The sequence below is a fragment of the Streptomyces sp. WAC03905 genome, assembly GCF_057371075.1.
Window position 1 is genome coordinate 834,153 of sequence record NZ_JBXYDZ010000003.1, and the last position, 24,310, is coordinate 858,462.

The 24,310-nt window shown below is 74.0% G+C and carries 23 protein-coding genes; 12 read left to right on the forward strand and 11 right to left on the reverse strand.

The genetic code is table 11. The features are described 5' to 3' along the window. Positions 1 to 110: 110 nt before the first annotated feature. Positions 111 to 1,310, reverse strand: coding sequence for a thiolase family protein (locus AC2RP6_RS06730; protein WP_486445348.1), 1,200 nt, complete (start codon positions 1,308 to 1,310; stop codon positions 111 to 113). A gap of 725 nt (positions 1,311 to 2,035) precedes the next feature. On the opposite strand from AC2RP6_RS06730, the gene AC2RP6_RS06735 reads away from it, so the two are divergent. From AC2RP6_RS06735 to AC2RP6_RS06750, 4 genes are all read left to right on the forward strand, one after another. Continuing rightward, on the forward strand, positions 2,036 to 2,821 hold the full coding sequence (locus tag AC2RP6_RS06735; protein ID WP_486445349.1) for a DUF4190 domain-containing protein: 786 nt from the start codon (positions 2,036 to 2,038) through the stop codon (positions 2,819 to 2,821). 213 nt (positions 2,822 to 3,034) lie between these two features. Continuing rightward, complete coding sequence (locus AC2RP6_RS06740) at positions 3,035 to 4,468, forward strand: amidase (RefSeq protein ID WP_486445350.1); 1,434 nt, start codon at positions 3,035 to 3,037, stop codon at positions 4,466 to 4,468. Positions 4,469 to 4,575: 107 nt separating this feature from the next. Further along, positions 4,576 to 5,022 (forward strand): DUF7144 family membrane protein, encoded by a 447-nt coding sequence (locus AC2RP6_RS06745; RefSeq protein ID WP_486445351.1) that lies wholly within the window; start codon positions 4,576 to 4,578, stop codon positions 5,020 to 5,022. A 36-nt stretch (positions 5,023 to 5,058) separates the two neighbouring features. After that, a complete protein-coding gene (locus AC2RP6_RS06750; RefSeq protein ID WP_486445352.1) occupies positions 5,059 to 5,523 on the forward strand; it encodes a type II toxin-antitoxin system PemK/MazF family toxin in 465 nt (154 codons plus the stop codon). A 100-nt stretch (positions 5,524 to 5,623) separates the two neighbouring features. Here AC2RP6_RS06750 and AC2RP6_RS06755 read toward each other — a convergent pair whose 3' ends face one another. Next, the gene (locus AC2RP6_RS06755) at positions 5,624 to 6,478 is read right to left on the reverse strand and encodes a TIGR02452 family protein (protein WP_486445353.1); all 855 of its coding nucleotides are present in this window, start codon (positions 6,476 to 6,478) and stop codon (positions 5,624 to 5,626) included. A 107-nt stretch (positions 6,479 to 6,585) separates the two neighbouring features. Here AC2RP6_RS06755 and egtA point away from each other — a divergent pair, with 107 nt between their 5' ends. The 4 genes from egtA to egtD are packed head-to-tail and all read left to right on the forward strand — an operon-like array spanning position 6,586 to position 10,932. Continuing rightward, positions 6,586 to 7,902 carry an ergothioneine biosynthesis glutamate--cysteine ligase EgtA gene (gene egtA / locus AC2RP6_RS06760; protein WP_486445354.1) on the forward strand — a complete coding sequence of 439 codons (1,317 nt, stop codon included), beginning with the start codon at positions 6,586 to 6,588 and terminating at the stop codon, positions 7,900 to 7,902. Next, positions 7,899 to 9,203 carry an ergothioneine biosynthesis protein EgtB gene (gene egtB / locus AC2RP6_RS06765; protein WP_486445355.1) on the forward strand — a complete coding sequence of 435 codons (1,305 nt, stop codon included), beginning with the start codon at positions 7,899 to 7,901 and terminating at the stop codon, positions 9,201 to 9,203. The genes egtA and egtB overlap by 4 nt, the downstream gene beginning before the upstream one ends. Next, positions 9,203 to 9,961 (forward strand): ergothioneine biosynthesis protein EgtC, encoded by a 759-nt coding sequence (gene egtC, locus AC2RP6_RS06770; protein WP_486445356.1) that lies wholly within the window; start codon positions 9,203 to 9,205, stop codon positions 9,959 to 9,961. Before egtB ends, egtC begins: the two co-directional genes overlap by 1 nt. Then, complete coding sequence (egtD, locus tag AC2RP6_RS06775; protein ID WP_486445357.1) at positions 9,958 to 10,932, forward strand: L-histidine N(alpha)-methyltransferase; 975 nt, start codon at positions 9,958 to 9,960, stop codon at positions 10,930 to 10,932. Before egtC ends, egtD begins: the two co-directional genes overlap by 4 nt. Here the strand turns inward: egtD and AC2RP6_RS06780 are convergent. From AC2RP6_RS06780 to AC2RP6_RS06790, 3 genes are all read right to left on the reverse strand, one after another. Beyond that, on the reverse strand, positions 10,815 to 11,750 hold the full coding sequence (locus AC2RP6_RS06780; RefSeq protein ID WP_486445358.1) for a lysophospholipid acyltransferase family protein: 936 nt from the start codon (positions 11,748 to 11,750) through the stop codon (positions 10,815 to 10,817). The genes egtD and AC2RP6_RS06780 overlap by 118 nt on opposite strands. Beyond that, positions 11,747 to 12,580, reverse strand: a complete 834-nt coding sequence (locus tag AC2RP6_RS06785) for a GNAT family N-acetyltransferase (RefSeq protein WP_486445359.1) — start codon at positions 12,578 to 12,580, stop codon at positions 11,747 to 11,749. The genes AC2RP6_RS06780 and AC2RP6_RS06785 overlap by 4 nt, the downstream gene beginning before the upstream one ends. 134 nt (positions 12,581 to 12,714) lie before the next feature. Further along, positions 12,715 to 13,977: an extracellular solute-binding protein gene (locus AC2RP6_RS06790; RefSeq protein ID WP_486445360.1), complete on the reverse strand. Its 1,263-nt coding sequence runs from the start codon at positions 13,975 to 13,977 to the stop codon at positions 12,715 to 12,717. Between the two features lie 164 nt (positions 13,978 to 14,141). Here AC2RP6_RS06790 and AC2RP6_RS06795 point away from each other — a divergent pair, with 164 nt between their 5' ends. Next, the gene (locus tag AC2RP6_RS06795; RefSeq protein WP_376678748.1) at positions 14,142 to 14,357 is read left to right on the forward strand and encodes a dodecin; all 216 of its coding nucleotides are present in this window, start codon (positions 14,142 to 14,144) and stop codon (positions 14,355 to 14,357) included. Between the two features lie 13 nt (positions 14,358 to 14,370). On the opposite strand, the gene AC2RP6_RS06800 is transcribed toward AC2RP6_RS06795, so the two are convergent. Then, positions 14,371 to 14,865, reverse strand: a complete 495-nt coding sequence (locus AC2RP6_RS06800; RefSeq protein WP_486445361.1) for a phosphatase domain-containing protein — start codon at positions 14,863 to 14,865, stop codon at positions 14,371 to 14,373. A 115-nt stretch (positions 14,866 to 14,980) separates the two neighbouring features. On the opposite strand from AC2RP6_RS06800, the gene AC2RP6_RS06805 reads away from it, so the two are divergent. Both AC2RP6_RS06805 and AC2RP6_RS06810 read left to right on the forward strand, forming a co-directional pair. Next, complete coding sequence (locus AC2RP6_RS06805; protein ID WP_486450241.1) at positions 14,981 to 15,958, forward strand: LLM class flavin-dependent oxidoreductase; 978 nt, start codon at positions 14,981 to 14,983, stop codon at positions 15,956 to 15,958. A gap of 33 nt (positions 15,959 to 15,991) precedes the next feature. Further along, entirely contained in the window at positions 15,992 to 18,391 is a 2,400-nt protein-coding gene (locus AC2RP6_RS06810; RefSeq protein ID WP_486445362.1) for an excinuclease ABC subunit UvrA, read from the forward strand. A 14-nt stretch (positions 18,392 to 18,405) separates the two neighbouring features. On the opposite strand, the gene AC2RP6_RS06815 is transcribed toward AC2RP6_RS06810, so the two are convergent. The 4 genes from AC2RP6_RS06815 to AC2RP6_RS06830 all read right to left on the reverse strand — a co-directional run bounded on the left by AC2RP6_RS06815 (position 18,406) and on the right by AC2RP6_RS06830 (position 22,574). Continuing rightward, positions 18,406 to 19,056 carry a hypothetical protein gene (locus AC2RP6_RS06815; protein ID WP_486445363.1) on the reverse strand — a complete coding sequence of 217 codons (651 nt, stop codon included), beginning with the start codon at positions 19,054 to 19,056 and terminating at the stop codon, positions 18,406 to 18,408. Between the two features lie 127 nt (positions 19,057 to 19,183). Continuing rightward, positions 19,184 to 19,930, reverse strand: a complete 747-nt coding sequence (locus AC2RP6_RS06820; protein ID WP_486445364.1) for a succinate dehydrogenase/fumarate reductase iron-sulfur subunit — start codon at positions 19,928 to 19,930, stop codon at positions 19,184 to 19,186. Beyond that, complete coding sequence (locus tag AC2RP6_RS06825) at positions 19,927 to 21,876, reverse strand: fumarate reductase/succinate dehydrogenase flavoprotein subunit (RefSeq protein WP_486445365.1); 1,950 nt, start codon at positions 21,874 to 21,876, stop codon at positions 19,927 to 19,929. Before AC2RP6_RS06825 ends, AC2RP6_RS06820 begins: the two co-directional genes overlap by 4 nt. Before the next feature lie 2 nt (positions 21,877 to 21,878). Then, complete coding sequence (locus AC2RP6_RS06830; RefSeq protein WP_486445366.1) at positions 21,879 to 22,574, reverse strand: succinate dehydrogenase; 696 nt, start codon at positions 22,572 to 22,574, stop codon at positions 21,879 to 21,881. Between the two features lie 72 nt (positions 22,575 to 22,646). On the opposite strand from AC2RP6_RS06830, the gene AC2RP6_RS06835 reads away from it, so the two are divergent. Continuing rightward, positions 22,647 to 23,525, forward strand: coding sequence for a LysR family transcriptional regulator (locus tag AC2RP6_RS06835; RefSeq protein WP_486445367.1), 879 nt, complete (start codon positions 22,647 to 22,649; stop codon positions 23,523 to 23,525). Positions 23,526 to 23,630: 105 nt separating this feature from the next. On the opposite strand, the gene AC2RP6_RS06840 is transcribed toward AC2RP6_RS06835, so the two are convergent. After that, a complete protein-coding gene (locus tag AC2RP6_RS06840; RefSeq protein WP_486445368.1) occupies positions 23,631 to 24,284 on the reverse strand; it encodes a TetR/AcrR family transcriptional regulator in 654 nt (217 codons plus the stop codon). Positions 24,285 to 24,310 lie beyond the last annotated feature (26 nt).

A 24,310-nucleotide genomic window follows, 5' to 3' on the forward strand; every position in this document is an offset into this window, starting at 1 on the left:
GCGGCAGCACGCGCCATCGTGCCAGACCGGAGGCGCCAATTCTGTTCAGTTATTGGGCAGTTGGGGTCATGCGCTGACCGGAAACGATCGACGCCCCCGTGCGCCGGGGGTCAGCGTTCCAGGACGAGTGCGATGCCCTGCCCGACGCCGATGCACAGCGCCGCCATGCCCGTACCCGAGCCCGCCGCGGCCAACTGGTGCGCGACGGCGCCGGCCAGCCGGGCACCCGAGGCGCCCAGCGGGTGCCCGATCGCGATGGCACCGCCGCGCGGGTTGACCACGGCCGGGTCGAGCTCGGGCCAGGCGGCCAGGCAGCCCAACGCCTGCGCCGCGAAGGCTTCGTTCAGTTCGAGGACGGAGAGGTCGCCGAGGCCGCGCCCGGCCTTGCCGAGGGCGCGCTGCACGGCGTCCACCGGGCCGAGGCCGAAGAGCTGGGGCTCGATCCCGGTGACGGCGGAGGCGCTGATCCGGGCGAGCGGTTCGCGGCCGGTGGCCGCCAGACCCGCCTCGTCGGTCAGCAGCAGCGCGGCCGCGCCGTCGTTGAGGGGCGAGGCGTTGCCGGCCGTGACCGTGCCCCGGCCGTCCGTCCGGAAGGCGGGCTTGAGCTTGGCCAGCGCCTCGGGGGTGGAGCCCTCGCGGATGCACTCGTCCCGCGCCAGGTCCACGCCCCCGTAGGGCACGACCTCGCCGTCGTACAGGCCGGCGGCCCAGGCGGCGGCGGCCTTGCGGTGGCTCTCCAGCGCGAAGGCGTCCTGTGCCTCGCGGGTGACGGCGTACTTGTCGGCGATCAGTTCGGCGCCCTCGCCGAGGGAACCGGTCCACTCGGCGGGCATCCGCGGGTTGGTCATCCGCCAGCCCAGCGTGGTGGACCACATCTGCTGGTGCCCGGCGGGGAAGGCCCGCTCGGGCTTCTGGACCACCCAGGGCGCGCGGCTCATCGACTCGACGCCGCCCGCGACGGCCACGGAGGCGTCGCCGACGGCGATGGCGCGGGCCGCCTGGATCACGGCCTCCAGGCCCGATCCGCAGAGCCGGTTGACCGTGACCCCGGGGACGGTCACGGGCAGACCCGCCAGCAGCACCGCCATGCGGGCCACGTCGCGGTTGTCCTCGCCCGCGCCGTTGGCGTCGCCGAAGACGACCTCGTCGATGCGGGCCGGGTCGAGGTCGGGCGTACGGTCCACCAGGGCGCGCACGACGTGCGCGGCCAGGTCGTCCGGCCGGACACCGGCGAGGGCACCGCCGAACTTGCCGATCGGGGTACGGACGGCGTCGACGACGTAGACGTCGCGGACGGTGCGGATGCTCATGGGGTCTCTCCTGGGCGGATCCGTACGGGCGCGGGCGCACCGGTGCCGGTGTCGGCACCGGGGCACGCCACCGGGCACGCCCGGTGGGGCGCGCCCGCAGTCTCCGTCCGCAGGTCACCGCCTGTCAACGGTGGGCCGCGCGCCACCGGGCGGGCCGCGGCGGCGCCGTCAGACCGACGCGCAGTGGACGGCCTGCGCGCCGGGGCCTCGGCGGCGGTCGGCCTCGGCGCGCCCCTCGGCCCGCTGACCGGGGGTCCACCGCAGCGGCTACCTCGTCTTCGCCGCGCTCGTCGCGGGCGCCGCCGTCCTGTTCACCGTCCGCGGCCGTGAGGAGCGGCTCCCGCCGGGCGCGCCGCTGCCGATCGGGTCCCGGCCCGCCGCCTTCACGAGCGCGCTGCGGGACCGGGGCTTGCCTCAAGGGCCCTGGTTTCGACGTGCGTTCGGTCGCCGGCGCCGGCGCCGGCCACACCATCCACCGTGAGGACTTCGACGGCTTCATGGGCTCCCTGGCGGGGTGGGTCCGGGAGGCGCCCCCGCGGCGGGGCGGGCGTTCCGCGGACGGGGTGCGACCGGCGCGGGGCCGGCCGTGGGGGGATGCCGGGGCTCGGGATGTCCTGGCCGCGTGCGACCATCGAGCCTGCCTTCAACGGGGGGCGGCCCGCCCACTGGCCGCCACCGCCCGCCGTCGGCCGCGTCCCACCCCCTGAGCAAGGAGCTCCACGCGCATGTCCATACCGCCCGGCCCCCCGTCGTTCCCCGAGCCGTACCCGCAGCCGGGACCGTACGGACAGCCGGGGCAGCCCGCGCCGTACGGCGGCCCGCCGCAGGGCTGGTACCCGCCGCCGGCCCCGCAGAAGAACAACGCGCTGGCCATCGTCGCCTTCGTCATGTCGCTCGTGTGCGCCCTCCCCCTGGTCCCCCTGGTCCTCGGCATCGTGGCCCTGTCCCAGATCCGCAAGCGCGGCGAGAAGGGCAAGGGTTTCGCCGTCGCGGCGATCGTCATCCACGGCGTGACCATCGCCTTCTACGGGATCCTGCTGGTCCTCGGCCTCTCCGGAGCACTGGAGGACGGCGCCGCCCCGAAGCGCGACACCACCGGTCAGGTCACCGACTCGGGCTCCAGCAAGGTGAGCGACATCCGCAAGGGGGACTGCTTCAACACCAACGGCGACCTGGCGGAGTACCAGGACGAGGACGGCGCCGAGGCCTCCTTCTCCGTGAAGGTGCTGCCGTGCGACCAGCCCCACGAGGGCGAGGCGTACGCCGTCTTCGACCTGGACGACGGGGCCTACCCGGGCACGGAGAAGGTCACCGCGCTCGCCGAGGAGAAGTGCGCCGGCCGGCTGCTGACCGACTACGTGGGCAAGGACCCCGCGCTGTCGGAGAAGCTGGAGGTCTACTACTACTTCCCGCAGGCCGCCACCTGGGTCCTCGGGGACCGCGAGGTCACCTGCTTCCTGGGTGACACCAGCGGTGCGAGCACCGGCTCGGTCCGCGCCTCCGGTTCCTGAGCCACCGGCGCCCACGCCGACGACCGCGAGGTCCGGGACCCACGGCGCCCGCGGGGCCGCCACCACGACCGGTGGCGGCCCCGCCGCGTCACGACGGGCAGGGGACCCTCCGCCCCGCACGTCGTCGGACGAGGACGTCCGGTCCTTGCTCTGACATCCGGGGCGGCACCCCGTTACGGTCTTCCTACCGATCGGTAGGGGGGAGGTTCCGCTATGTCGGAGTCACACGGTGCTGCCACAGCAGCGGTCACGACGGGGTCCGCGCTGCCCGGTGGTCTGGTCGAGATGGCCGCCGCGCTGGCCGAAGGAAGCGTTTCCGCACGCGCGTTGACGCAGGAGGCGCTGCGCCGGATCGTCGCGGCGCAGCCCGAACTCAACGCGTTCCGGACGATCCGCACCGAAGCGGCGCTGGCCGAGGCGGACGCGGCCGACCGGCGGCTCGCCGCGGGTGAGCGGCTGCCGCTGCTCGGGGTGCCGCTCGCCGTCAAGGACGACATGGACGTGGCGGGCGAGCCGACGGCGTTCGGCTGCGCCGGGGACTTCGCCCGCAAGACCGCCGACAGCGAGGCGGTACGCAGGCTGCGGGCGGCCGGCGCGGTCATCGTCGGCAAGACCCAGACGCCGGAACTGGGCCAGTGGCCCTTCACCGAGGGCGGGGCCTTCGGCGAGACGCGCAATCCGTGGAACCGCTCCTACACGCCGGGGGGTTCGTCGGGCGGCTCGGCGGCCGCCGTGGCCGCGGGCCTGGTTCCGGCCGCGCTCGGTTCCGACGGGGCCGGGTCGGTGCGGATCCCCGCCGCCTGGACCCACCTGGTCGGCGTGAAACCGCAGCGCGGCCGCATCTCCACCTGGCCGGAGGCCGAGTCCTTCAACGGGCTCACGGTCAACGGGGTGCTGGCCCGTACGGTCGCGGACGCGGCGCTCCTGCTGGACGCCGCGAGCGGTTCGCACCCGGAGGACCTGCACCGCCCGGCCCGCATCAGCGCGGTCGAGGCCGCCGGGCGCGCCCCGCGCCGGCTGCGGATCGCGCTGTCCTTCGCGATGGCCTTCACGGCGACGCCCAAGTCGCTCGACCCGGAGGTGCGTGCCGCCGTGGAGCGGTTGGCCGCGCGGCTGGAGTCGCTGGGCCACGAGGTGGTCCCGGAGGACCCCCGCTACGGCCCGATCGGCCTGACCTTCGTACCCCGCGCGACCAGCGGCGTACGGGACTGGGCGGAGCGGACGCCGGACCCGGCGCTGCTGGACCCGCGTACGCACGAGGCCGTACGGACGGGCCGGCTGCTGGGCGGGCTGGCACTGCGGGTCTCGCGCCGCGCCGAGGCCCTGCTGCAACGGCGGGTCGGGGAGATCTTCGGCCGCTTCGACGTGGTCCTGACCCCGACGACGGCCACTGCGCCGCTGCGGATCGGGGCGCTCGCCGGCCTGGGGGCCATGGCCACGGACCGGGCGATGATCGCCGCCTGCCCCTACGCCTGGACGTGGAACGTGCTGGGCTGGCCGGGAGTGAACATCCCGGCCGGCCTGACCGACGACGGGCTGCCGATGGGCGCGCAGCTGCTCGGCCCTGCGAACTCCGAGCCGCTGCTGCTGGGGCTGGCCGCGCAGGTGGAGGCGGCCGAGGGCTGGGCGGACCGGCGCCCGGGCTGAGACGGGGCCGGAATGCCGACGGTGAGCACCCGTGACACGCTGAAGGGGGGATCTCGCCGGCCCCGGCCCCGCTCGGCCGGCCGGCCCTGGCACCCGAGGAGAACGACATGGCCACTGACGCCGGCGGGTCGCAGGCGGCCCGCACGCACCCGGACCCGTGGCACGCGGCCACGTCGGGCAGAACCCTACTGGCGGCAGTCCTGATGATCTTCGGCGGGGCGATGGCCTTCTTCGAGGGGCTCGCCGCGGTCGCCAGCGACGACCTGTTCGTCGTGACGCGGCACTACCTGTTCGAGTTCAGCCTCACCGGCTGGGGCTGGGTCCACCTCATCCTGGGCATCGCCCTGGTGGGGGCCGGATGCGCCCTCCTCGCCACCGGCGCGCTGTGGGCGCGGTACTTCGGCATCACGGTCGCCGGCCTGGGCGCGTTCGCCAACTTCCTGTGGCTTCCGTACTACCCCCTGTGGGCCCTGGTGCTCATCGCCGTGAACATCCTGGTCGTCTGGGCGCTGTGCACGGGGGCGCACCACGAGGCGGAGGGGCGGGTGCTGTAGGGACGCGCGGGTTCCGCAGGCAGTACCCTCGCCCGGATGACGGCACTTTCGCACCACAGCAACGGTCGCGCCGAGCAGCCCGGCCGCGACGGCGCCACGGCCACCGCCGAGGCCGACCCGCGCGCCATCGGGCCGGTACGGACCGAGTACGCGCCGGATCCCGACGGCGACCCGGACCCGGGCGAGATCGTGTGGACCTGGGTCCCCTTCGAGGAGAACGACGGCCGCGGCAAGGACCGTCCGGTCCTGGTCGTGGCCCGCGAGCCGGGCGGGCGCACGCTGCTCGCCGTGCAGCTGTCGAGCAAGCGGCACGACCACGACCGCGAGTGGGTCCCCATCGGGACGGGCCCGTGGGACAGCGCGGGCCGCGAGTCGTGGGTGGACGTCGACCGGGTCCTGCGGGTCCACGAGTCGGGCATGCGGCGGGAGGCGTGCGCGCTGGACCGCGGCCGCTTCGGCCTGGTGGTCGACCGCCTGCGCGAACGTTACGGCTGGCACTGACCGACCGCCGCCACCCCGCCCCCCTGCCGCCCCGGCCGCCCCCACGCACGGCCGCTCGCCCGGACCGTGCCCGCCCCCGTCCCCGTCCCCGGGCGCGGGCTCAGGCCCGGAAGGCCGCGAAGGCCCGCTCGAAGGCCTCGCGGGGGGCCGGGTCTCGGTCCAGGACGGCGAAGACCACGCGCGCGAAGGTGCCCTCGAAACGGTCGGACAGGAGCCCGCGGAAGGCTTCGGCCACGTGCGCCGGGTCGTTGCGGAACACCCCGCAGCCCCACGCGCCCAGCACGAGCTGCCGGTATCCGTGGAACGCCGCGACCTCCAGGACGAGTTCGGCCCGCCGCGCCAGCGCCCCCGGGATCTCCGCGGCGCGCTCCGGCTCCTGCCGCAGGATGGTGCCCGCGTTCGGTGCGGGCGAGGTCAGGAATCCGGCGAGGAACGGCGACTCCATCAGCGCGCCATGGTCGTCGCGGAAGACCGGTACCCCGGGGGAGTGAATCACCCGGTCGGTGTAGAAGGTGCTGGCTTCCGCGCGGTGCACGGCGTAGTACTCCGGGGCCTCCAGGAGCGTCTCGTAGAGCGCGGAGGCGCGGCAGAGCGCCTCCTCCTGGGCCTTGGCGCCCCGGACGTAGCCGCCCCCGGGATGACGGGCCGACGCGAAGTTCAGGACCGCCACCGCCGGTGCCGCCCCGGTCGCCCCGGCCCCCGCCGGAGGGTGCTCCGCGAGCCTACGGGCAGCGACCGTACTGCTCTCCCCCGTGACCTCGACGACCGTCGTGAGGTCACCCTTCAGGAGCTGTTCGCCTGGAACGACATGGTTTGGTCCATATATCCTGGTTCCTGCCTTGGCGTCCGCCAGGGCGGCGGCGAGTCCGACCTGCCGCCCCGACCGCGTCCGGTACCCCCCGGCCGCCATGATCTGCGCGTTCTCCCGCGCGATCTCGCGCAATCTGCTGCTCACGCCGCCATCCTCGGGACTCCTTTCCGCGGCGGCAAAGGATTTTGTGCCCGAGGGAGGGGTAGGCACGGGTGATGTCACGGCCGACGACAGGAGAAGAGGACCCGGTCATGCCCCAGGACCCACCCGTTCCCCCACCCCCGCCCGGCGACGCCCCGCCCCCTCCCGCGATCAGCGAGCCGGAGGCGGAGCACCTGATCCACGGGATCTGCTTCAAGACCGGGCCGCCCCGTCTGCTCGGTGCCGAACTCGAATGGCTGGTCCTGGACGCCGAGCGGCCCGGACTGCGCGTCACCCCCGAGCGGCTCCGCGCGGCGCACGCCGCGGCCCGTGCGCTGACTCTCCATTCGCGGATCACCGTCGAGCCCGGCGGCCAGCTCGAACTCAGCTCTGCCCCCGCCACTTCGCTCACCGGCTGCGTGGACGGACTCCAGGACGACCTGACCGCCGTCCGCGCCGCACTGCGCGAGCAGGGACTGGTCCTGCACGGTCTCGGCCGCGATCCCCGCCTCCCGTACCACCGGCTGCTGAACAGCCCGCGCTACGACGCGATGGAGGCCTACTTCGACCGCACCGGCCCCGCCGGCCGCACCATGATGTGCGCCTCCGCCTCCGTGCAGGTCTGCGTGGACGCCGGGTACGAGGAGCCGGGCGTGCTCGGCCACGGCCGGCGCTGGCGACTGGCCCACCTGCTGGGTGCGGTCCTGGTGGCCGCCTTCGCGAACTCGCCCGCGCACGAGGGTCCGTACGCCGGATGGCGCTGTTCCCGCCAGGGGATCTGGAACGACCTGGACTCCCGGCGCACCCTCGCCCCGCCGCTGGACGCGGGGCCCCGGGACGGCTGGGTGCGGCAGGCGCTGGACACCGAGGTGATGTGCGTACGGTCGTACGAGGGCGAGCCGTGGGACGTCGCGCCGGGGACCACCTTCCGCGACTGGCTGCGCGCGGGCGACGACGGGCGGGCCCTGCGGGCGCCCACCGCCGAGGACCTTGACTACCACCTCACCACGCTGTTCCCGCCCGTACGGCCGCGCGGCCACATGGAGTTGCGCATGATCGACGCGCAGCCCGGTGACGACGGCTGGCTGGTCCCGGTGGCCGTCGTGCACGCGCTGTTCGACGACCCGGAGGCCGCCGAGACGGCCTACCGGGTGACCAAGGCGCTGGCCGACGCCTACGGCGCGCAGCCCGCGCCCCGCAATCCGCTCTGGCGGTCCGCCGCCCGGCACGCTCTGACCGACCCCGAACTGCGGGCGGCCGCCAAGACCTGTTTCCGCGCGGCGGCGGAGGCACTGCCCCGTCTCGGCGCGAGCACGCACGTCCGGGACACCGTCGGCGCGTTCACCGAGCGTTTCGTGCTACGTGGCCGATGTCCGGGCGACGAACCGCCGCAGCTGCGGCCCGGAGGGAAGGAGGCCCTGCGATGACCACCGAATCCCACCCCGGGCTGCGAGAACGGGCGGCCGCCTCGCTGACCGCCGCGCGGGCCCGGACGGCGGCCCTCACCGACGCGGTGACCGACGCCGACCTCACCGCCCAGCACTCCCCCCTGATGTCCCCGCTGGTCTGGGACCTGGCGCACATCGGGAACCAGGAGGAGCTCTGGCTGCTCCGCCGGGTCGCCGGACGCGAGTCCATGCGCCCGGAGATCGACCCCCTCTACGACGCCTTCGAACATCCTCGCGCCGAACGGCCGAAGCTGCCGCTCCTGGGGCCCGAGGAGGCCCGCCGGTACGCCGCCGAGGTCCGCGGCCGGGTCTTCGACCTGCTGGAGCGCACCCCGCTGGAGGGCAACGCGCTCCTGGACGACGGCTTCGCCTTCGGGATGATCGCCCAGCACGAACAGCAGCACGACGAGACCATGCTGATCACCCATCAGCTCCGCAAGGGCGCCCCCGTGCTGACCGCGCCGGATCCGGACGCCCCCTACGACCCGCCGGGGGCAGCCGAAGTCCTCATACCCGCGGGCCCGTTCACGATGGGCACGTCCGCCGAGCCGTGGTCGCTGGACAACGAGCGGCCGGCGCACGAGCGGGAGACCGCGGCGTTCTGGATGGACACGCTGCCGGTGACGAACGCCGCGTACCGCGCGTTCATCGCCGACGGCGGCTACCACGAGCCGCGCTGGTGGGAGGCGGCGGGCTGGGACCAGATCCGCCGGCACTCGATCGAAGCACCGCTGTTCTGGCACCGGGAGGGAGGCGAGTGGCTGCGCCGCCGCTTCGGGGTGACGGAGCCCGTCCCCGACGAAGAACCGGTTCTGCACGTCAGCTGGTACGAGGCGGACGCCTACGCCCGCTGGGCGGGGCGGCGGCTGCCCACCGAGACCGAGTGGGAGAAGGCGGCCCGCTTCGACCCCGCGACCGGACGCTCGGCCCGCTATCCGTGGGGCGACGCGGACCCCACCCCCGCACACGCCAACCTGGGACAGCGACACCTGCGCCCGTCCCGCGCGGGCAGCTACCCGGCGGGTGCGTCCCCGCTCGGGGTGCGCCAGCTGATCGGCGACGTGTGGGAGTGGACGGCGTCCGACTTCCTGCCCTACCCGGGCTTCCGGGCCTTCCCCTACCGGGAGTACTCGGAGGTCTTCTTCGGCCCGGAGCACAAGGTGCTGCGGGGCGGTTCCTTCGCGGTGGACCCGGTGGCCTGCCGGGGCACCTTCCGCAACTGGGACCTGCCGGTGCGGCGGCAGATCTTCTCCGGCTTCCGTACCGCGAGGGACGCCTGATGTGCCGTCACCTGGCTTATGTGGGACCGGCGCTCACGCTCGGGAGGCTGCTGAGCGACCCCGAGCACTCGCTGGTCCGCCAGTCCTGGGAGCCGCGCCGCCAGCAGCACGGCACGGTCAACGCCGACGGCTTCGGCGTCGGCTGGTACGCGGAGGGCGACCCCGTTCCCGCCCGCTACCGTCGCGCCGGGCCGATCTGGGGCGACCTCACCTTCACCGACCTCAGCCGGGTCGTACGCAGCGGGGCCGTGCTGGCCGCCGTGCGCGACGCCACCCTGGCCGGGGCCGACGGGGAGGCCGCCGCCGCGCCGTTCACGGACGGGCCGTGGCTGTTCAGCCACAACGGAGCCGTGCGGAACTGGCCCGCGGCCGCCGCCCCGCTCGCGGCGGACCTGCCGCCCGAGGAACTGCTCCAGCTCGCGGCCCGCACCGACTCCGCGCTGGTCTGGGCCCTGGTACGTCGCCGCCTGCGGGCCGGTGACGACCTCGGCACGGCGCTCGCCGAGCCGGTGCGGGAGCTGTCCTCGGCCGCGCCGGGCTCCCGGCTGAACCTGCTCCTGACGGACGGGGCGGCGATCGCCGCGACCGCCTGGGGCGACTCCCTCTGGTACCTGGCCGATCCCGCGGGCGGCCGCACCGTGGTGGCGTCCGAGCCGTACGACGACGACAGCCGGTGGTGCGAAGTGCCCGACCGGACCCTGCTGACCGCCACCCCCACCCGGGTCCGTCTGACCCCGCTCAAGGAGAACCGCCCGTGACCAGCTTCCAGTTGACCCGGACCCTCGACGAGGACGCGGCGGGGACCGCGCTGCGCGCGGACGTGCTGCACGGGCTGACCCGCACCCCCAAGGCACTGCCGCCCAAGTGGTTCTACGACGCGCGGGGCAGTGAGCTCTTCGAGGAGATCACCCGCCTGCCCGAGTACTACCCCACTCGCGCCGAGCGGGAGATCCTGTTGGAGCAGGCGGGGGAGATCGCCGCGGTGAGCGGCGCCCGCACCCTGGTGGAGCTGGGTTCCGGCTCCTCGGAGAAGACCCGGCACCTGATCGAGGCGATGCCGGCACTGGACACCTACGTACCGGTGGACGTCAGCGGCAGCGCCCTGCGGGGCGCCGCCGAGACGCTCCTCGCCGACCATCCGGGGCTGCGGGTGCACGCCCTGCTGGCCGACTTCACCGCCGCGCTGCACCTGCCGGAGTCCCCCGGGCCGCGGCTGGTGGTGTTCCTGGGCGGCACCATCGGCAACCTGCTGCCGCCGGAGCGCGCGGTGTTCCTGGCGTCCGTACGGGCGATGCTCTCCCCCGGGGACGCGCTGCTGATGGGCACGGACCTGGTGAAGGACGAGGCCGTGCTGGTCACGGCGTACGACGACGCGCGCGGGGTGACGGCGGAGTTCAACAAGAACGTGCTGGCCGTCATCAACCGGGAGCTGGACGCCGATTTCCACACCGCCGACTTCGAGCACGTGGCGGTGTGGAACAGCGAGCAGGAATGGATCGAGATGCGGCTGCGCGCCCGGTCCGAACTGACGGTGAAGGTCCGGGCGCTGGACCTGGTGGTGCCGTTCGCGGCGGGTGAGGAGATCCTGACGGAGGTGTCCGCGAAGTTCCGTCAGGAGGGCGTGCGCAAGGAACTGGCCGCGGCCGGGCTGGAGCTGACCCAGTGGTGGACGGACGCGGCGGGCCGCTTCGCGCTGTCGCTGTCGGTCGCGGAGGGTCCGGCCGGCTGAGCGGCCGGGGCGGTCCGCCCGGACGCGCGGCGGCCGGTGACGGCCCGCTGAGCGGCGGCCGCCAGGTCCCGCCGGTCCGCATGCCGGCCCGGCGGGATCCGCGGCAGCAGCGTGACCTCCGCCCGGATCCCGCGCGCCCGGGCGATCCGCCACAGCGAGGCGGTCAGCGGGTCGTCCCCGACGAAGGCGGGCGCCCCGGCGGGGCTCCCGTCGGGGCGCAGGTACGCGACGCGCACGGGCTGTACCGGGACCTGCGCGTCCAGGGCCGCCTGGAAGGCGGCCCGGCGGAAGGCGCCCTGGGTGCGCCCGCACCAGGTGGAGCCCTCGGGGAAGACGGCGACCCGGTCGCCGGCGAGGAGCGCGCGGGTCATCGAGGTGACGGTGGCGGGCAGCGCGCGGATCCGGTCGCGCTCGATGAACAGGGTTCCGGCCTGCCCGGCGAGGCGGCCGAGGACGGGCCAGGCGCGGATGTCGCTCTTGGCCAGCATCCGGCTGGGCAGGACGGCCGCCACGAGGGGGACGTCGAGCCAGGAGATGTGGTTGGCGACGACCAGGCGGCCGCCGCGCCGGCCCGGGCCGCCGCGCACCGTGATCCGTATGCCGAAGGCCCGCACCAGTGCGGCCGACCAGGCCCGGACCACCGCGTGCCGGGGGCCGGTGGGCAGCAGCCGGACCGGCGGGGCGCCCAGGATCCCCAGCAGGATCAGGGCGACGGCGGCGGTCAGCCGCAGGACCGCGTGGGCGACGCTCGCGGTGCTCCCCTCGTGGCCGGCGCAGGCCTCGGGGGTGCAGGGCGAGGTGGGCAGCCAGACGCTCATGCGCCCGGGATGAGCGAACGGAAGTGCTTCAGGTAGCGCGGGTTGGTCCGGCGCAGGGAGAGCAGTACGTACAGGTCGGCGCAGCCGAACTCGGCGTCGAGGGCGGGCTCGCCGCAGACCCAGGCGCCCAGGCGGAGGTAGCCGCGCAGCAGCGGGGGCAGTTCCATGCGTGCGGGGAAGTCGATGCCTTCGGGGTTCCAGGGGATGTGGGGGGTGACCCGGTACTCCTCGGGTGCGGGGCTGCGGGTCAGGGCGTTCGCGCGGGTGGCGGCGGCGAGGACGCCGCCGTCGGCGAGCGGTATCGAGCAGCAGCCGGCGAGCCAGTTGTGGCCGGCGCGGTCCATGTAGTGGGCGAGGCCGGCCCAGATGAGGGCGATGACGGCGCCGTTGCGGTGGTCGGGGTGCACGCAGGAGCGGCCCACCTCGACGAGGTCGGGCCGGACGGGGGCGAGCGCGGAGAGGTCGAACTCGCCCTCCGAGTAGAGGCGGCCGGCGACGGCGGCGCGCTCGGGGGGCAGCAGCCGGTAGGTGCCGACGACCTGCCCGGCCTCCTCGTCGACGACGAGGAGGTGGTCGCAGTGCGCGTCGAAGGCGTCGGCGTCGAGCCCCGGCTCGGGGCCGTCGAGGCGGGCGCCGAGTTCACCGGCGAAGACCTGGTGGCGCAGGCGCTGTGCGGCCCGTACCTCGTCCTCGTCGCGGGCGAGGCGCACGGTGTAGTGGGGGCCGGCGGGGGCGTTGGCGGCCTTGGCCGGGGCGGGGGCGGGGGTGAGGAGCGGGGAGGTGGGGGTGGGGGCCGTGGAGAGGGACGGGGACAGGGGTGCGATGGTCATGGCGGCTCCTGAACCGGGCACGGAGGGCCAGGCCGGCAGGTGGTGGCCTGGCTCCTTTACTTCTTCCGTGACCGGCTGGATTCGACATGACCGCTCTGCGGCCCTCGGGTGTGCGGACGCTGAACTCGCCGGTGTCAGCGGTCCGAGCTGAGGACCCGGCCGATCTCCTCCGAGGCGGTGCGGGCGGCCTGCTTGGGGTCCTGTCCGGTGAGTGCGGCCGTCATGAAGGGCTTGATCGGGTTCTTGGCCTCGACCTCGGCCCAGCGGGCGGAGGCCGGGGTGGCCCGGCCCTGGGCGGCGCCGGGAGCCATCGCGGCGGCGCCCTCATTGCCCTCGACGACGTGGGCGAGGGTGGTCCTGTTCGGTACGTAGCTCATCGTGCGGGCGAGTTCGGTCTGCCACTTCTCGCTGACCAGGGCCGTGATCACGTCGACGGCACCCTCCCGGTTCCCGGTCCGCTCCGGGATGATCAGGTCGGAGCCTCCGGTGAAGACGGAGCCCGCCCGTTCGGAGGTCTTGCCGGGGATCGGGAAGAAGCCGAGCTTGCCCTTCAGCGCGGGGTTGGCCGCCTCGATCTCGGCGGCCTGGCCGGGCGGGGCGATGATCTGGGCGACCTGGCCGCGGGCGAAGACCTGCGACTGCGGGGGCGTCTCCTCGTCGGCGGCCCTGGGCCCGTCCCCGAGGGCCTGGAGCTGCTTGTAGAACTCCATGCCGGCCAGGGCCTTGTCGTCGTCGAGGGTGCCGACCCACCTGCCGCCCGTCTCGACGGCCAGCTCGCCGCCCTCGTCCCAGACGAAGCCCGCGAGGACGTACCAGTTCTGCCCCGCGAGGTAGATGCCCTGCTGGTCGCCCTTGTCCAGCTTCTGCGTGGCCTGGATCCACTCCTGGCGGTTCCTGGGCGGGGTCTTGATGCCGGCGTTCGCGAAGAGGTCCTTGTGGTAGACGACCACGCGGTTGGCGGCGTACCAGGGGACGCCGTACTGGGCGCCGTTGACGCTCGCCGGCTCGGAGAGGCCCTTGAGCCAGTGCTTGCTGTCCCACTCGCGCAGTGCTTCGAGGGTGAGTTCGGACAGGCCCTTGGTCTCGATGTACTGCGCGACCTGGGTGTTGCCCACCTCGATGACGTCGGCGGATTCCTTGCTGGTGCCCTTGAGGACGGCGTTGACCTTGTCGCCGATGCCCGTCCACTCCTGGATCCTGACGTCCAGGTCGACGTCGGGGTGCTCCTGCTCGAAGGCCGCCGTGAACCGGGCGACGAAGTCCTCGGAGGCGCTGCCCTTCATCAGCCAGAGCGTCACCTTCTGCCGCTCCGCGGCCGGATCGGCCCACAGACTGCAGCCCGTCAGGGCGGTCGCGGCCGCGAGGGCCGTGCACACGGCGAGGAAGCGCATCTTCAAGAGGGTCACCTTCTGGGGATCGGTCTCCGATGGCTAGAAATTGGCATAGACCAATAGGCCGGTCAAGGGTCTTTCGCTCGGGATTGTTGGCACAAAGTTCGCGGAGCCGGACTTACTGGGGCACCGTAGAACCAGGCAAAAGCGACCCACTGGCGGGAGACTCCATGTCCAACCACACGTACCGGGTGACCGAGATCGTCGGCACCTCCCACGAGGGCATCGATCAGGCCATCCGCAACGGCATCGCCCGGGCGGGCCAGACCGTACGGAATCTGGACTGGTTCGAGGTGGTCCAGGTACGCGGCCACCTCGAGAACGGGGAGATCGCCCACTACCAGGTGGGGCTGAAGGTCGGCTTCCGCCTGGAGGGCGAGGACTGAGACCCCGGACCGCTCAGGTCCGGCCCTCGACCTCCTGGCCGGACATGAGCTCGGGCGCGTCCGCCGCCCAGTCGGCGAGCACGACCCGGAAGCCGGCCGCCCGCGCGGCCCGGCAGACCAGCTCGTCGTCGTCCACGAGCATGCGCACCTCCCGGCCCCGGGCGATCCGGCCCAGCACCTCCAGCTTGGTCGTCCGGGCCGGCCGCCGGTCCTGGTTGCCGCGCATCCACACCCGCCCCTCGGGCAGGCCGTGCCGCGTGAGCCACTCCTGCGTGTCCGCCCGGCAGCGCTCGGGCCGCCCGGTCAGGTACACCACCTCGCAGTCGGCCGCGCTCTCCACCGCCAGGGCGATCCCGCGCGCGAGCGGCGGATCGGCCGGGGCCGCACCGAAGAAACCGGACCAGTCCCGCGGGCGGCGCTCCAGGAAGTGCTGGCGGTGGGCGGTGTCGGCCAGGGTGTTGTCGATGTCGAAGACGGCCAACGGCCGCGCGGTGCGCTTCTCACTCATCCGGCCAGCGTAAGAGCTGTCACCGACACCCGCCCGGACGCACGCGCCCGTCGGACCAGGGCGGGAATCCTCCGGGCCCGCGGGCGTTGATCCCTGTGTGATCCGAAAAATCTCGATGCTCGACCGGTCGCGCACCCGCCGGGGCCACCCGGCCGCCGAGGCGCTGCGCGACACCGTGGCGCTGGCCCGGGCGGCCGAGGACCTCGGCTACCACCGCTTCTGGGTGTCAGAGCACCACAGCGTGCCCGGCGTCGCCGGCTCGGCACCCACGGTGCTCGCCGCGGCCGTCGCCGGGGCGACGGACCGGATCCGGGTCGGCACGGGCGGGGTGATGCTGCCCAACCACCGGCCCCTCGTGGTCGCGGAGCAGTTCGGGGTGCTGGAATCGCTCTTCCCCGGCCGGATCGACATGGGCCTCGGCCGCTCGGTCGGCTTCACCAACGGCATCCGGCGGGCGCTGGGCCGGGACACCGGGGACGCCGACCGCTTCGAGGAGCAGCTGGCCGAACTCCTCGGCTGGCTCGACGGCACCCAGCGGGCGCACCCCGAAGTCCACGCCCGTCCCGCCGAGGGCCTGCGGGTACCGGCGTACGTGCTGGCGACCGGCGAGGGCGCGGGCATCGCCGCCCGGGCGGGCCTGCCCCTGGTGGTGGGCGACCTGCGCAACCGCGGCCGGGTCGGCGGCATCGTGGCGCGCTACCGCGAGGAGTTCCGGCCGTCCGCCCGGGGCGCGCGGCCCTACGTCGTGGTGTCGGGGACGGTGGCCGTGGCGGCGACGACCGAGGAGGCCCGGCGCATCCTGCTCCCGGAGGCCTGGTCCCTGGCGTACTCCCGCACCCGCGGCAGCTTCCCCCCGCTCCGCCCGGCGGAGGAGGTCGAGGCCCTGGAGATGACCCCGAAGGAGCGGGAGCTGTACGAGGGCGCGCTCGCCGGGCACGTCCACGGCACGGAGGAGCAGGTCGCGGCGCAGCTGTCCGCCGTCGCGGACGAGACGGGCGCGGACGAACTGCTGGTCACCACCTCGACGTACGACCGCGCGGCGCTCCTGGACTCCTCCACCCGGCTGGCCCGGATCGCGGGCCTGCGCCCGTGAGGGGCGCGCGGGGCGGGCCGTAAAGTGGGATGAATGCACCACTCCAGCGAACCCCGGACCGACCACGACCCCTGCGTACGGGTGCGGGGCGCCCGGGAGCACAATCTGCGCGGCGTCGACGTGGACATCCCGCGCGACGCGCTGACCGTGTTCACCGGGGTGTCCGGTTCCGGGAAGAGCTCCCTCGCCTTCGGCACGCTGTACGCCGAGGCGCAGCGCCGGTACTTCGAGTCGGTGGCCCCGTACGCCCGCCGCCTCATCCACCAGATCGGTGCGCCGAAGGTGGACTCCGTCACCGGCCTGCCGCCGGCCGTGTCGCTGGAGCAGCGCCGCTCCTCCCCCGGCTCGCGCTCCTCGGTGGGCACGGTGACGCTGCTGTCCAACTCCCTGCGGATGCTGTTCTCGCGGGCCGGCACCTACCCGGCGGGCGCGCCCCGGCTGGACTCGGACGCCTTCTCGCCCAACACGGCCGCCGGTGCCTGCCCCTCCTGTCACGGGCTCGGCCGGATCCACCGCACCAGCGAGGAGCTGCTGGTCCCCGATCCCGGCCTGTCGATCCGCGAGGGCGCGGTCGCCGCCTGGCCGGGCGCCTGGCAGGGCAAGAACCTGCGGGACATCCTGGAGACCCTCGGCCACGACGTGGACCGGCCGTGGCGGGAGCTGCCCGCGAAGGACCGCGAGTGGATCCTCTTCACGGAGGAGCAGCCGGTGGTGACCGTGCACCCGGTGCGGGACGCGGACCGGATCCAACGGCCCTACCAGGGCACGTACATGAGCGCCCACCGCTATGTCATGCGGACCTTCTCCGACAGCAAGAGCGCCACCCTGCGGGCCCGCGCCGAGAGGTTCCTCGCCGACTCCCCGTGTCCGGTGTGCGCGGGGCGCCGACTGCGCCCGGAGGCGCTCGCCGTGACCTTCGCAGGGCGGACGATCGCGGAGCTCGCGGCGCTGGCGCTGACCGACCTGGACGCCGTCCTGGCGTCGGCGCCGCCGGCCGGGGAGGCCGCCCGGGTCCTCGCCGACGACCTGCGGTCACGGATCGGGCCCGTCATGGAGCTGGGGCTCGGCTATCTGAGCCTGGACCGCACCGCGCCGACCCTGTCCGCGGGCGAGCTGCAGCGGCTGCGGCTGGCGACGCAGCTGCGCTCGGGGCTCTTCGGGGTGGTGTACGTGCTGGACGAGCCGTCGGCGGGGCTGCACCCGGCCGACACCGAGGCGCTCCTCGGCGTACTGGACCGGCTGAAGGAGGCCGGGAACACCGTCTTCGTCGTGGAGCACCATCTGGACGTGGTGCGGCACGCGGACTGGCTGGTCGACGTGGGGCCGCTGGCCGGGGAGCGGGGCGGGCGGGTGCTGCACAGCGGGCCGCCCGCGGCGCTGGCCGGGGTGGCGGAGTCGGCGACGGCCAGGCACCTGTTCGCGGAGCGGGGGGCGGCGCGCGCACGGGTGGTGCGCGAGCCGGCCGGGGAGGTGCGGCTGAGCGGGGTGGACCGGCACAACCTGCGCGGGCTGGACGTGCGGTTCCCGCTCGGGGTGTTCACCGCGGTGACCGGGGTGTCGGGGTCGGGGAAGTCCACGCTGGTCGGTCAGGCACTGGCCCGTGAGGTCGGGGAGCGGCTCGCCGGTGCGGGGTTCCCCGTACGGCGGCTGGTGGAGGTGGACCAGAAACCGATCGGCCGGACCCCGCGGTCCAACCTGGCGACGTACACCGGCTTGTTCGACGTGGTGCGCCGGCTGTTCACGGCGGCCCCGGAGGCTCGGGCGCGCGGCTGGAAGGCGGGCCGGTTCTCCTTCAACGTGGCGGGCGGCCGGTGCGAGACGTGCCAGGGCGAGGGCTTCGTCTCGGTGGAGCTGCTGTTCCTGCCGAGTACGTACGCCCCGTGCCCCGGGTGCGGCGGCGCGCGGTACAACGCCGAGACGCTGGAGGTCCGGTACGAGGGCCTGTCCATCGCGGAGGTGCTCGGGCTGACGGTGGAGTCCGCGGCCGGGTTCTTCGCCGGTGTCCCGGCGGCGGCGCGCAGCCTGCGGGCGCTGGAGGAGATCGGGCTGGGCTACCTGCGGCTGGGGCAGCCGGCGACCGAGCTGTCGGGCGGTGAGGCCCAGCGGATCAAGCTGGCGACGGAGCTGCAGCGGCAGCGCCGGGACCACACGCTGTACGTGCTGGACGAGCCGACGACGGGTCTGCACCCGGCCGACGTCCGGGTGCTGCTGCGGCAGTTGCACGGCCTGGTGGACGCCGGGCACACGGTGGTGGTCGTGGAGCACGACATGGACGTGGTGGCCGGCGCGGACTGGGTGATCGACCTGGGTCCGGGCGGCGGCACGGAGGGCGGCCGGATCGTCGCCGCGGGCACCCCCCACGAGGTGGCGCGGGCGAAGGACAGCCGCACGGCGCCCTACCTCGCGCGGGCGCTGGCCGCGGTCACCCCGTAGGCGGGGCCGGGCGGTCAGGCGTCGCCGGGGAGGAGTTGCTGGGGCAGTTCGCGGAAGGTCCAGCGGCCGCTGCGGCGGGTGAACTGCCAGACCAGGTCGTAGCGGTCCGGCCAGGTCGCGGGAAGGCCGAGGACCTGGTGGGCGCCGAGGGCGCGCACCAGGCGGGGGATTCCGGTGTGCTCCCAGCAGATCAGTACGGGCATGGCGCCGGCCAGGGCGGCGTGCGCCAGGGCGGGTTCGGCACCGACGGCGAACTCGCCGCGCACGGGTGTGCGCAGTGCGGTGGCCAGCGCGGTCACGGTCTGCCGGCAGCGGGCGGGAGCCGGGGCCTTGCCGCCGGCGGCGAAGACGGCGGCGGGGCGAGGCAGTGCGGAGCCCTTGGCCGGCGGGAAGAGCCGCGGCAGCGCCTCGGCCCGGCGCCAGCCGCGCCCGGCCAGCGAGCCGGGGTCGTCCTCGCCGTCCTCGTCCCAGCCGGTGTCTCCGGCGTACGGCTTCTCCGCGTGCCGGATCACCATGATCACGGCGTCCTCGGCGTCGGGCTGCTGCCCGGCGGCCGGGGCGCGGGGGGCTTCCTCGCCCGAGCACCCGGCGGCGGCCAGGGGCGCGAGGGCGGCGGCCAGTACGGTTCGGCGGCGTGGTCCGGTCCCGGCGGGGGCTTCTGGCATGGGGCCACTGTCTCCCATGGCCCGGGCGCCGCCGGGGCGCGGCGCGGCGGGTGCCCGGCCGGTCAGCCGATCGGCGCAGGGCCCCGGCGGTGCCGGGGACCTGCGCCGGGCGGCGGGGGCGGCCGGGTCAGCGGGGGCCCTTGCGGACGGCGCGCAGCCACTCCTTGTTCATCGCGGCGATCGACGGCAGCGGGATGCCCTTCGGGCAGGCGGTGGCGCATTCGCCGGTGAGGGTGCAGCCGCCGAAGCCCTCCTCGTCCATGCGGGCCACCATGTCCAGGACGCGGGTCTCGCGCTCGGGCGAGCCCTGCGGAAGGACGTTCAGGTGGTTGACCTTGGCGGAGGTGAAGAGCATGGCGGAGCCGTTGGGGCAGGCCGCCACGCACGCGCCGCAGCCGATGCACTCGGCGTGCTCGAAGGCGGAGTCGGCGTCGGCCTTGGGCACGGCGGTGGCGTGCGCCTCGGGTGCGGAGCCGGTGGGCGCGGTGATGTAGCCGCCGGCCTGGATGATCCGGTCGAGGGAGCCCCGGTCGACGACGAGGTCCTTGACGACGGGGAAGGCCGCGGCCCGCCAGGGCTCGACGTCGATGGTGTCGCCGTCGTCGAAGGAGCGCATGTGGAGCTGGCAGGTGGTGGTGCGTTCGGGGCCGTGGGCGTCGCCGTTGATGACGAGGCTGCAGGCGCCGCAGATGCCCTCGCGGCAGTCGTGGTCGAAGGCGACCGGGTCCTCACCGCGCAGGATGAGGTCCTCGTTGAGGGTGTCGAGCATCTCCAGGAAGGACATGTCCTCGGAGATCCCGTCGACCTCGTACGAGGCCATGTGGCCGGGGGCGTCGGCGCCGCGCTGGCGCCAGACGCGCAGGGTGAGCTTCATGCGTAGCTCCGCTGGGTGGGGTGGACGTACTCGAAGACGAGGTCTTCCTTGTGCAGGACGGGGGCGGCGCCGGTGCCGGTGAACTCCCAGGCGGCGGCGTAGGCGAAGGACTCGTCCCGGCGGGCGGCCTCGCCGTCCGGGGTCTGGGACTCCTCGCGGAAGTGGCCGCCGCAGGATTCGGCGCGGTCGAGCGCGTCGAGGCACATCAGCTCGGCGAGTTCGAGGTAGTCGACGATGCGGTTGGCCTTCTCCAGCGACTGGTTGAACTCCTCGCCGGTGCCAGGGACCTTGATGCGGCGCCAGAACTCCTCGCGGATCTGCGGGATCCGCGCGAGGGCCTTGCGCAGGCCTGCTTCGTTGCGGGCCATCCCGCAGTACTCCCACATGAGTTCACCGATCTCGCGGTGGAAGGAGTCGGGGGTGCGGTCGCCGTCCACGGCGAGCAGCCGGGCGAGGCGCTCGCGGGTCTCGCGTACGGCGGCCACGGCCTCGGGGTGGGTGTCGTCGACGCTGTCGCGGTGGGGATGCCGGGCGAGGTAGTCGTTGATGGTGGAGGGGAGCACGAAGTAGCCGTCGGCGAGGCCCTGCATCAGGGCGGAGGCACCGAGGCGGTTGGCTCCGTGGTCGGAGAAGTTGGCCTCGCCGATGGCGAAGAGGCCGGGGACGGTGGTCTGGAGGTCGTAGTCGACCCACAGGCCGCCCATCGTGTAGTGCACTGCGGGGTAGATCCGCATGGGGACCTCGTAGGGGTCCTCCGCGGTGATCCGCTCGTACATGTCGAAGAGGTTGCCGTACTTCTCGGCGACCCTGTCGCGGCCCATGCGGCGGATGGCGTCGGCGAAGTCGAGGTAGACGCCCTGCCCGCCGGGGCCGACGCCGCGGCCCTCGTCGCAGACGTTCTTGGCGGCGCGGGAGGCGATGTCGCGGGGCACGAGGTTGCCGAAGGAGGGGTAGATCCGCTCCAGGTAGTAGTCGCGTTCCGCTTCGGGGATGTCGGCGGCGGGGCGGTCGTCGCCCTTGGCCCTGGGGACCCAGATGCGGCCGTCGTTGCGCAGGGACTCGCTCATCAGGGTGAGCTTGGACTGGTGGTCGCCGGTGCGCGGGATGCAGGTGGGGTGGATCTGGGTGAAGCAGGGGTTGGCGAAGTAGGCGCCGCGCCGGTGCGCCCGCCAGACGGCGGTCGCGTTGGAGTTCATGGCGTTGGTGGACAGGTAGAAGACGTTGCCGTAGCCGCCGCTCGCCAGCACCACGGCGTCGGCGTAGTGGGTGGAGATCTCTCCGGTGATCAGGTCGCGGGCGACGATGCCGCGGGCGACGCCGTCGACGACGATCAGGTCGAGCATCTCGGTGCGGGCGTGCATCTCGACGTTGCCCGCGGCGATCTGCCGGGAGAGGGCCTGGTACGCGCCGAGGAGCAGCTGCTGTCCGGTCTGGCCGCGGGCGTAGAAGGTGCGGGAGACCTGGACGCCACCGAAGGAGCGGGTGTCGAGGAGGCCGCCGTACTCGCGGGCGAAGGGGACGCCCTGGGCCACGCACTGGTCGATGATCTCCACGGAGATCTGGGCGAGCCGGTGGACGTTGGACTCGCGGGCGCGGAAGTCGCCGCCCTTGACGGTGTCGTAGAAGAGGCGGTGCACCGAGTCGCCGTCGTTGCGGTAGTTCTTGGCGGCGTTGATGCCGCCCTGGGCGGCGATGGAGTGGGCGCGGCGCGGGGAGTCGGAGAAGCAGAACTGGACGACGTGGTAGCCCTGCTCGGCGAGGGTGGCGCCGGCCGATCCGCCCGCCAGGCCGGTGCCGACGACGATGACGGTGTGCTTGCGGCGGTTGGCGGGGTTGACGAGCTTGGCCTCGAAGCGGCGGCGGTCCCAGCGTTCCGCGATGGGGCCCCCGGGGGCCTTGGTGTCGGCGATGGGCTCGCCGGTGCTGTGGTGCGCGTAGCTGCTCACGGTCAGTTCACCATTCCGGTCATGACGGCGACGGGGACGGACACGAAGCCCGCGAAGAGGACGAGGGCCAGGCCGTTGGCGAGCGACTTCAGCGTCCGCTCGCGCCGGGCGCTGCCCGCGCCGAGGGTCTGGGCCGCGCTCCAGAAGCCGTGCCGGACGTGCAGGCCGAGTGCGGCCATCGCCACGATGTAGATCGTGTTCCCGTACCAGGTGGAGAAGGTGGCCAGGACGTTCTCGTACGGGTGCCCGGCCCAGGCGCGCTCGTTGACGGTGAGCGTGGTGAGGTCGAGCAGGTGCCAGACGATGAACAGGCCGAGGATGACGCCGCCCCAGCGCATGGTGCGGGTGGCGTAGCTCGCGCGGCGGCGCTTGTGGACGTACCTGACGGGGCGGGCCCTGATGTCGCGACGGCTGAGCTGGTAGGCGGACACGGCGTGCGCGACGACGGCGGCCAGGAGGACCACGCGGACGATCCACAGGGCCCACTCGTGGTGGAGGAAGGGCGAGCCGAGGGTGCGCAGCCAGTGGGCGTAGCCGTTGAACTCGTCCGCCCCGAAGAAGATCTTGAGGTTGCCGAGCATGTGCACGACGAGGTAGCCGAGCATGATCAGCCCGGAGACCGCCATGACGGTCTTCTTTCCTATGGTGGAGCCCCAGAGCGAGGGGACGCTCGTCCGGGTGCGCGTTGCCAGAGCCATGCCTTCGACGGTAGGGACGGAGGACCCGAAAGGTCCAAGACATGATGTCGGTCATCTTGATAGACATGCCCTATGCAGCTCCAGCAGCTCCTCTACTTCGTCGCCGTCGCCGAGACCCGGCACTTCACCCGGGCCGCGGAGCGGGTGCACGTGGCCCAGCCGTCGCTGTCCCAGCAGATCAGGGCTCTGGAGCGGGAGCTGGGCGCCGAGCTGTTCAGCCGCGCCCGGGGCAACATCACGCTGACGGACGCGGGCGAGACGCTGCTGCCGCTGGCGCGGCGGATCCTGGCGGACGCGGACACGGCACGGCTGGAAGTGCAGGAGCTGGTGCAGCTGCGGCGCGGGCGGATCCGGCTGGGGGCCACGCCGAGCGTGTGCACGGGCCTGCTGCCGGGCGTGCTGCGGGCCTTCCACACGGCGCATCCGGGGATCGAGCTGCTGATCGAGGAGAGCGGCTCGCTCGACCTCGTGCGGGAGCTGGCGCGCGGGGCGCTGGACCTCGCGCTGATCGCCCTGCCGCTGCCGCCCTCGGCTCCCGCCCTGACGACGGTGGAGCTGTTGACGGAGGACCTCGTGGTGGTGTCCTCGACGAAGCTCCCGGCGCCCGGCGGGGGCCGGGAGCTGACGATCGCCGCCTTGCGCGACGAGCCGATGGTGATGTTCCGGCACGGCTACGACCTGCGGGAGCTGACCGTGGCCGCCTGCCGGGCGGAGGGTTTCGAGCCGTCCTTCACCGTGGAGGGCGGTGAGATGGACGCCGTGCTCGGCTTCGCGCGGGCGGGGCTCGGCGTCGCGGTGGTACCGGCGATGGTGGTGGCGGGCGCGGGGCCGGGGCTGCGGACGACGCCACTGGCCGGATCGCCGCTGCGCCGGACGATCGCGCTGGCGCACCGCACCGACGTGGCTCCGCCGCGTGCGGCGCGCGAGCTGCGGCGGATGCTGATGGCCTGACGCCGCCGGAGTCCGGTGCCCGACGGGTCCGGTGCCCGACGGGTCCCGGGCGTCAGGCGGGCCCGGGTGTCGGGCCGGTCCCCGGCATCAGGCCGGTCCCGGGCGTCAGGCGGGGGTGGGCGGGGCCGTGGGAAGGGCCCGGTCGAGGCCGTCGGCGAGCATGCCGAAGGCCTGCCCGGCGTCGGCCACGGCGGCCGGGTGGGCCTCGTCGGCGCTCTGCCCGGCGTCGAGGCGGCGCCAGTTCTCCCGGCCCAGTTCGTGGCGGACCGTCACCAGGTGCGCGGCCGCCAGCCGGGCGGCGAGCGGCGGCACCGACTCCGCCTCCAGGGCCGCGGCGAGCAGCTCGATCTCGCCTGCGGTGTAGTGGGACAGGCGGGACTCCAGGCTGGCGGTGCCGTACAGCAGTCGCTGGAAGGCGAGGACGCCCGGGTGGTCGCACAGCCCGGTGATCGGGTCCCGCTCGGCCAGGGCCGTCAGGAAGTGCGCGTGCACGGCCGCCACCGGCGTCCGGTCCGGGGGGCGCTCGCGGACGATGCGCGCCACCTCGTCCTGGTGGTCGGCGAACCGGTCGAGGAGCAGGTCCTCCTTGGTCGGGAAGTACCGGAAGAGGGTCGGCTTGGACACCTCCGCCGCCGCGGCGACGTCCGCCACCGACACGGCGTCGAAGCCGTGCTCCAGGAACAGCTCCAGCGCCGTGGCCGCCAGCTGCCGGCGCGTGCGCAGCTTCTTGCTCTCGCGCAGACCCGTCGTGTTGTCCATGGCCACAGCATAGCACGAATGAGAGA

Bases quoted from the DNA above. Each gene is read 5' to 3' on its own strand.
- AC2RP6_RS06730 (WP_486445348.1), bottom strand. From the start codon at position 1,310: ATGAGCATCCGCACCGTCCGCGACGTCTACGTCGTCGACGCCGTCCGT.
- AC2RP6_RS06735 (WP_486445349.1), top strand. From the start codon at position 2,036: ATGTCCATACCGCCCGGCCCCCCGTCGTTCCCCGAGCCGTACCCGCAG.
- AC2RP6_RS06740 (WP_486445350.1), top strand. From the start codon at position 3,035: ATGTCGGAGTCACACGGTGCTGCCACAGCAGCGGTCACGACGGGGTCC.
- AC2RP6_RS06745 (WP_486445351.1), top strand. From the start codon at position 4,576: ATGGCCACTGACGCCGGCGGGTCGCAGGCGGCCCGCACGCACCCGGAC.
- AC2RP6_RS06750 (WP_486445352.1), top strand. From the start codon at position 5,059: ATGACGGCACTTTCGCACCACAGCAACGGTCGCGCCGAGCAGCCCGGC.
- egtA (WP_486445354.1), top strand. From the start codon at position 6,586: ATGCCCCAGGACCCACCCGTTCCCCCACCCCCGCCCGGCGACGCCCCG.
- egtB (WP_486445355.1), top strand. From the start codon at position 7,899: ATGACCACCGAATCCCACCCCGGGCTGCGAGAACGGGCGGCCGCCTCG.
- egtC (WP_486445356.1), top strand. From the start codon at position 9,203: ATGTGCCGTCACCTGGCTTATGTGGGACCGGCGCTCACGCTCGGGAGG.
- AC2RP6_RS06780 (WP_486445358.1), bottom strand. From the start codon at position 11,750: ATGAGCGTCTGGCTGCCCACCTCGCCCTGCACCCCCGAGGCCTGCGCC.
- AC2RP6_RS06785 (WP_486445359.1), bottom strand. From the start codon at position 12,580: ATGACCATCGCACCCCTGTCCCCGTCCCTCTCCACGGCCCCCACCCCC.
- AC2RP6_RS06795 (WP_376678748.1), top strand. From the start codon at position 14,142: ATGTCCAACCACACGTACCGGGTGACCGAGATCGTCGGCACCTCCCAC.
- AC2RP6_RS06800 (WP_486445361.1), bottom strand. From the start codon at position 14,865: ATGAGTGAGAAGCGCACCGCGCGGCCGTTGGCCGTCTTCGACATCGAC.
- AC2RP6_RS06805 (WP_486450241.1), top strand. From the start codon at position 14,981: ATGCTCGACCGGTCGCGCACCCGCCGGGGCCACCCGGCCGCCGAGGCG.
- AC2RP6_RS06810 (WP_486445362.1), top strand. From the start codon at position 15,992: ATGCACCACTCCAGCGAACCCCGGACCGACCACGACCCCTGCGTACGG.
- AC2RP6_RS06815 (WP_486445363.1), bottom strand. From the start codon at position 19,056: ATGCCAGAAGCCCCCGCCGGGACCGGACCACGCCGCCGAACCGTACTG.
- AC2RP6_RS06820 (WP_486445364.1), bottom strand. From the start codon at position 19,930: ATGAAGCTCACCCTGCGCGTCTGGCGCCAGCGCGGCGCCGACGCCCCC.
- AC2RP6_RS06830 (WP_486445366.1), bottom strand. From the start codon at position 22,574: ATGGCTCTGGCAACGCGCACCCGGACGAGCGTCCCCTCGCTCTGGGGC.
- AC2RP6_RS06835 (WP_486445367.1), top strand. From the start codon at position 22,647: ATGCAGCTCCAGCAGCTCCTCTACTTCGTCGCCGTCGCCGAGACCCGG.
- AC2RP6_RS06840 (WP_486445368.1), bottom strand. From the start codon at position 24,284: ATGGACAACACGACGGGTCTGCGCGAGAGCAAGAAGCTGCGCACGCGC.